Consider the following 1,810-nt stretch of genomic DNA (forward strand, 5'->3'; position numbering starts at 1 on the left):
TACAAGCTCCATCCGCGAGGGACTTCACCTACCGACAGCGTGCCTTCTCCCGAAGTTACGGCACCATTTTGCCTAGTTCCTTCACCCGAGTTCTCTCAAGCGCCTTGGTATTCTCTACCTGACCACCTGTGTCGGTTTGGGGTACGATTTCGTGTTACCTGGAGCTTAGAGGCTTTTCCTGGAAGCAGGGCATCAGTTACTTCACCACCGTGGTGGCTCGTCGTCACGCCTCAGCCTTAAGATATCCCGGATTTACCAAAGATATCAGCCTACACGCTTAAACCGGGACAACCGTCGCCCGGATAACCTAGCCTTCTCCGTCCCCCCTTCGCAGTAACACCAAGTGCAGGAATATTAACCTGCTTCCCATCGACTACGCTTTTCAGCCTCGCCTTAGGGGTCGACTCACCCTGCTCCGATTAACGTTGAACAGGAACCCTTGGTCTTCCGGCGAGCGGGCTTTTCACCCGCTTTATCGTTACTTATGTCAGCATTCGCACTTCTGATACCTCCAGCATGCCTCACAGCACACCTTCAACGGCTTACAGAACGCTCCCCTACCCAACAACGCATACGCGTCGCTGCCGCAGCTTCGGTGCATGGTTTAGCCCCGTTACATCTTCCGCGCAGGCCGACTCGACCAGTGAGCTATTACGCTTTCTTTAAATGATGGCTGCTTCTAAGCCAACATCCTGGCTGTCTGTGCCTTCCCACATCGTTTCCCACTTAACCATGACTTTGGGACCTTAGCTGGCGGTCTGGGTTGTTTCCCTCTTCACGACGGACGTTAGCACCCGCCGTGTGTCTCCCGTGATAACATTCTCCGGTATTCGCAGTTTGCATCGGGTTGGTAAGCCGGGATGGCCCCCTAGCCGAAACAGTGCTCTACCCCCGAAGATGAGTTCACGAGGCGCTACCTAAATAGCTTTCGGGGAGAACCAGCTATCTCCCGGTTTGATTGGCCTTTCACCCCCAGCCACAAGTCATCCGCTAATTTTTCAACATTAGTCGGTTCGGTCCTCCAGTTAGTGTTACCCAACCTTCAACCTGCCCATGGCTAGATCACCGGGTTTCGGGTCTATACCCTGCAACTTAACGCCCAGTTAAGACTCGGTTTCCCTGCGGCTCCCCTATACGGTTAACCTTGCTACAGAATATAAGTCGCTGACCCATTATACAAAAGGTACGCAGTCACCCCATAAAAGAGGCTCCCACTGCTTGTACGTACACGGTTTCAGGTTCTGTTTCACTCCCCTCGCCGGGGTTCTTTTCGCCTTTCCCTCACGGTACTGGTTCACTATCGGTCAGTCAGGAGTATTTAGCCTTGGAGGATGGTCCCCCCATATTCAGACAGGATACCACGTGTCCCGCCCTACTCTTCGAACTCACAATCTGTGCACTTTCGTGTACGGGGCTGTCACCCGGTATCGCGCGACTTTCCAGACGCTTCCACTAACGCACAAACTGATTCAGGTTCTGGGCTGTTCCCCGTTCGCTCGCCGCTACTGGGGGAATCTCGGTTGATTTCTTTTCCTCCGGGTACTTAGATGTTTCAGTTCCCCGGGTTCGCCTCGCAACACTATGTATTCATGTTGCGATGATGCACTGAGTGCACCGGGTTTCCCCATTCGGACATCGTCGGCTGTAGCGGTTCATATCACCTTACCGACGCTTTACGCAGATTAGCACGTCCTTCATCGCCTCTGACTGCCAGGGCATCCACCGTGTACGCTTAGTCGCTTAACCTCACAACCCACAGGCGTTTTGCAACGCTTGGGACTGCAGGCATTGAGAGACTCGAACATATCGC

At 53.6% G+C, this 1,810-nt stretch carries 1 rRNA gene (cut by a window edge); it reads right to left on the reverse strand.

Annotated elements, in window-relative coordinates:
* Nucleotides 1-1,746, reverse strand: a 23S ribosomal RNA gene (locus tag K5Y30_RS24680) (it extends 1,258 nt beyond the left edge of the window).
* Between the last annotated feature and the right edge of the window lie 64 nt (nucleotides 1,747-1,810).

It is taken from the genome of Pantoea sp. DY-5 (assembly GCF_019795955.1).
Classification (GTDB): domain Bacteria; phylum Pseudomonadota; class Gammaproteobacteria; order Enterobacterales; family Enterobacteriaceae; genus Pantoea; species Pantoea leporis.